This window comes from Sneathiella sp. (assembly GCF_041689005.1).
In the GTDB taxonomy this organism is placed as follows: Bacteria; Pseudomonadota; Alphaproteobacteria; order Sneathiellales; family Sneathiellaceae; genus Sneathiella.
Window position 1 is genome coordinate 1 of record NZ_JBDNHC010000023.1, and the last position, 4,780, is coordinate 4,780.

General features: G+C 56.5%; 4 protein-coding genes and 1 pseudogene. All 5 read left to right on the forward strand.

What is annotated here, in order from left to right; all coding sequences use genetic code 11:
• Nucleotides 1-413: pseudogene (locus tag ACESNI_RS02860) on the forward strand (recombinase family protein); the annotation flags it as partial.
• Nucleotides 413-1,306, forward strand: a complete 894-nt coding sequence (locus ACESNI_RS02865; RefSeq protein ID WP_373084844.1) for a plasmid partitioning protein RepB C-terminal domain-containing protein — start codon at nt 413-415, stop codon at nt 1,304-1,306. The pseudogene ACESNI_RS02860 and the gene ACESNI_RS02865, both read left to right, overlap by 1 nt.
• Nucleotides 1,303-2,193, forward strand: coding sequence for a plasmid partitioning protein RepB C-terminal domain-containing protein (locus tag ACESNI_RS02870; protein WP_373084846.1), 891 nt, complete (start codon nt 1,303-1,305; stop codon nt 2,191-2,193). The genes ACESNI_RS02865 and ACESNI_RS02870 overlap by 4 nt, the downstream gene beginning before the upstream one ends.
• Before the next feature lie 584 nt (nt 2,194-2,777).
• Nucleotides 2,778-4,037, forward strand: coding sequence for a site-specific DNA-methyltransferase (locus tag ACESNI_RS02875; RefSeq protein ID WP_373084848.1), 1,260 nt, complete (start codon nt 2,778-2,780; stop codon nt 4,035-4,037).
• Nucleotides 4,038-4,126: 89 nt separating this feature from the next.
• On the forward strand, nt 4,127-4,780 hold a 654-nt coding region (gene istA, locus ACESNI_RS02880), incomplete at its 3' end, for an IS21 family transposase (protein ID WP_373084850.1).

The window sequence follows — 4,780 nt, forward strand, 5'->3', positions numbered from 1 at the left end:
AAACCAACCGGAAATTGCGCGCGATGCATCCCGAAATAATCAAGTCGGTGGTTGAGGGCATAATGGGGGCGGGCGGAAATGTCGCGCTCGATCCGGTGACAGATCTTCTGACGATAAACCGGGAGTTCACAGCTTCTCTCACGATCGCCAGATGCTTCCAGACAAGAGCTGGCAGTCTGCGCTGGAAGCTCAGGCTGGATACGCCTCTAAGGCCGAACCTGACTGTCGCAGTCCGCATGGATCAGGCAACCAGCAAGCCGCTCGACTATTACCTTCTGCCGCGTCTCGATATGAGGGAGGCGGTTCTCCGGCTGGCAGAATATAACGGCCTTTCTCTCGATGCCTATCGGTTCGACAGCCTTGCACCTTTCTATCAGATGGCAGCGCGCACCAGCTTCAGGGCAGCAGCCTGATGCCTGCCCGGCCCGCCCAGCGTGTAGAGATGATTCCGGTCGGCCGCATTACAGTAGTCAATCCGCGGGTGCGCAATCAGCGCAATTTCAGGGAGATCGTCGACAACATCGCAAAAATTGGCCTCAAAAAACCAATTACCGTAACCCGCCGGGCCGAAGCTGGCGGGCCATTCTATGATCTGGTCTGCGGCCAGGGCAGGCTCGAAGCCTATATCGAACTTGGTCAGAGCGAAGTCCCTGCGCTCGTGGTGACCGCCGATCCCGAAGACAGCCTAATTGCCAGCCTTGTCGAGAACTGTGCACGCCGTCAGCACCGGGCGATTGATCTGCTTCAGGACATCCGCGGCATGGAAGAGCGAGGCTACTCGGCCACTGAGATTGCGCGAAAGACCGGACTTACGAGAGAATATGTCAACGGTGTTGCGCGCCTGATTGAAAAAGGGGAGCAGCGACTGCTTCGCTCGGTGGAATCCGGAGTGATTCCTCTTAGCGTCGCTGTCGATATTGCTGAATGTGATGACCATGAAGTTCAGGCTGCGCTTTCCGCCGCATATGAAAAGGGCCTGCTCAAGGGACGCAAACTCATTCAGGCCCGGAAGATCATCGAAACCCGCAAACGCCGGGGCAAGGGTCTCGCGACCATCGACCGTAAAGAACGCCAGCGGGTTTCGGCAGACTCTCTGGTCAAGGCATATCAGGCGGATGCGGACCGCAAGCGGTCTCTGATCCAGCGATCTCAAGCAACGCGAGACAGGCTTCTTTTTATCGTCGAGGCAATTCGCCGTCTGGCCGGCGATGAAAGCTTCATGGCTCTGCTTGAGGATGAGGACCTGTCGACACTACCAGCCAACGTCCCAATGAGACTGGATTCTTCAGCCGGGACGGCTTCATGAAACATGATCGCCAGAAATCTCTTCCGCAAGCATTTGAAAGCTCAACACTGCGCATTCCGATCGCCGACATATTACCGCTGCGCGATCTTCGGCCGGTTATCCGCAAATCGCAAAAGTATCGGCAGATTGCCTCTTCCATCGTCGAAGTGGGTATCATCGAGCCGCCAGTCGTTGTTCCAGACCCGCTTGCAAAAGACAGGTTCCGCCTGCTGGATGGTCATATCCGCCTGGATATCCTAGCCAGCCAGGGTGTCAGCGAAGTAGTCTGCCTCATTGCGACCGAAGACGAGGCTTTTACCTACAATCGCCGGATCAGCCGCATCGCAATTATTCAGGAACACCGGATGATCCTCGAAGCGGTCAAGCGCGGCGTCTCCGAAGAAAGGCTTGCGCGCGCTCTCAACGTCAACATCGATCTCATCCGCAAGAAGCGGAACCTGCTCGTGGGCATCTGCCCTGAAGCGGCGGATCTTCTGCGGGACAAGCATGTAGCGCTCAACGCGTTCACCGAGCTCAGGCGGCTTAAACCCATGCGCCAGATGGCGGCAGCCGAAATGATGATTGCTATGAACAGATTTTCGCTCAGCTACGTAAAGTCAATTGTGGCTGCGACACCGCCCGATGAGTTTGTGGAGGGAAAGCGTCCGGTGAACCGCGGGCTCACGCCGGAGCAGATCAATCTGATGACGCAGGAATCCGTGCGGCTCGACCGCGATTTCAGGCAGATCGAACAGAGCTATGGGGCTGACCATCTCGATCTGGTGCTTGCGACTGCCTACATCTGCGGCATGCTCGATAACGCGAGAGTGGTACGTCATCTTGCTCAACATCACAGCGATTTGCTGACAGAATTCCAGAAGATTGCCGAGCTGCAGATGGCGGCGTGATGGGGACCCGGACCCAATAAGCGCGGGGACCGCGGGAGACGCCGCACTGTGAGGCGGATCAAGCGTGGCGGTGGGAATGGCGGCGAACCCGCAGGAAGCCCACCCGGGAACTTGATGTAGTTTCCGAATGCTGTGTGCCGGCTAGCGGCTTGGCCGGTACGCAGCACTTTTTTCGTACAGAAGCGCAACTCCGCAATGGATTTGACAACGAAGTTCCAAACGTCATCGAAACGATGGCGCATTTTCATACGAATACGCCGAACTCTTGAACAGTAACGTCAAGACACAAATAAACTATAGAAGTTATCTCCGAACATATTAGAGAATTAATCGACGAGTTTATAGGCGAATTAACAAGCGAAGTAATGAGCGAACATTAGTAATTTAAATAAAACATTTATTCGATAATTATTTAATATTTATCTTGCGCCATCTGTAATCGCCAGATAGTTATTAGTGCACCCCAAGCGACTCCGGAGCACGCAGGGCTGAGGCAACTGCCACATTGGCGGACTGCCTCACCACGCACATTTTTTTGATCATGCGGTGAGGTGAGAGCCCTTCCCGCAGCGAAGGAGCACGTCATGAAATCAACAATCCTCACTTTCGAGAGCATTCCGCTTTCGGATATTGCAGAACACAGCACCAACCCCCGCCTCCATGACAAAGCCCAGCTGAAGCGGATTGCTGCGAGCATCAGCGAGTATGGTTTTACCAATCCGGTCTTAATCGACGAGCAAAATTGTCTGATAGCGGGGCACGGCCGACTGGGAGGTGCGAGCCTTGCAGGCCTTTCAGAAATACCGGCCATTCGAATTACAGGTCTTACCAAAGCTCAAAAGCGCTCCTTGCGCATAGCGGACAACCGAATTGCCGAACGATCGACCTGGTCGTCCGAACTGCTTGCCCACGAGCTGGAGGCATTGATCGAGCTGGATTTCGATCTCGAGATGACCGGCTTCGACATCATCGAGATCGACGGGCTCATGGCCCTCGACGACACACCAGTCGCAGACGATCCGCCCTTGGCACCGCCGCCAGCAAAGCCTGTTAGTCAGCCAGGCGATCTCTGGGCCTGCGGAAATCACCGGATCTTCTGCGGCGATGCCCGGAGCGACGAAGCCTATCGCCTGGTCACTGGCGGCAAGCTCGTGGATCTCGTGATCACCGATGTGCCTTACAATGTCGCCATCAAGGGTAATGTGAGCGGCAGCGGGCGGCACAGCGAGTTTGCCATGGCGTCAGGCGAGATGACGATCGAGCAGTTTCGCGGGTTTCTTCTCGAGGCCCTTGGCCATGCCCGCAATGCATCGCGGGATGGTTCACTTCACTATGTTTTCATCGACTGGCGGTCGATCGCCGACCTGATCATGACTGGACGCGAGCTTTACTCCAGCCTCAAAAACGTCATCACCTGGGTCAAACCCAATGGCGGAATGGGCTCGTTTTACCGTTCGCAGCATGAATTCATCGCTGTCTTCAAACACGGCGAGGCCAGCCACATCAACAACATCCAGCTTGGCCGGCTCGGCCGATACCGCACCAACGTGTGGCAATACCCTGGCGCCAGCGGCTTTTCGAAAACCCGCAAGCAGGATCTGGAAGACCACCCAACCGTCAAGCCAGTGAAGCTGATCGCGGACGCGATCCGTGATGCGAGCGGTCCGGGTGATCTTGTACTTGATCCCTTCGGAGGCGCTGGCACGACGATGCACGCCGCAGAGTCCGTCGGGCGCAAGGCCGCGTTGATCGAAATCGAACCCTCCTACGTGGATGTTACCCTGCGCCGTTATCAGGAGGCAGCGGGAATTGAGCCCTTATTGTTGATTTCCACTGAGAGTTGACCCGGTAGGGGCATAAATTTCCACTGAGAAGTGACCCATGTTTGAACCGCCTTCAACGGATTGTTTGGAGGTAACATGGAGTGATCGACATGGCATTATTGAGTGTGATTCGGCGTTGGCATTTTCGTGAGAGGATGCCGATCCGTGAGATAGAGCGGCGGACAGGATTGTCGCGCAACACGATCCGTAAATATTTGCGAGCCGGCACAGTAGAGCCGCAGTTCAGGGCAACCGAGCGGCCGAGCAAGCTGGACTTGTTTGCCGAGAAGCTGTCAGGCTGGTTGCGGGTTGAGGCTGGCAAGTCGCGCAAACAGAAGCGCACGGCGAAGCAGATGCACGCCGACCTTGCGGTTCTGGGTTATGATGGCTCCTACGGGCGCGTCGCGGCCTTTGTGCGGGCATGGAAGGCTGATCGCCAGCGTGAGCAGCAGACCAGCGGCCGCGGCACCTTCGTGCCCTTGGTCTTTGCTCCGGGCGAGGCCTTCCAGTTCGACTGGAGCGAGGACTGGGCTGTTCTTGGCGGCAAGCAAGTCAAGCTGCAGGCCGCGCATACGAAGTTATCCCACAGCAAGGCCTTCATCGTGCGGGCCTATCCGCTCCAGACCCATGAGATGCTGTTCGACGCGCTGACCCAGGCGTTCCGCGTAATCGGCGGCGTTCCTCAGCGCGGGATTTTTGACAACATGAAGACCGCGGTTGACCGGATCGGGACCGGCAAGGCGCGGCAGGTCAACGCCCGGTTC

Bases quoted from the DNA above. Each gene is read 5' to 3' on its own strand.
- ACESNI_RS02865 (WP_373084844.1), top strand. From the start codon at position 413: ATGCCTGCCCGGCCCGCCCAGCGTGTAGAGATGATTCCGGTCGGCCGC.
- ACESNI_RS02870 (WP_373084846.1), top strand. From the start codon at position 1,303: ATGAAACATGATCGCCAGAAATCTCTTCCGCAAGCATTTGAAAGCTCA.
- ACESNI_RS02875 (WP_373084848.1), top strand. From the start codon at position 2,778: ATGAAATCAACAATCCTCACTTTCGAGAGCATTCCGCTTTCGGATATT.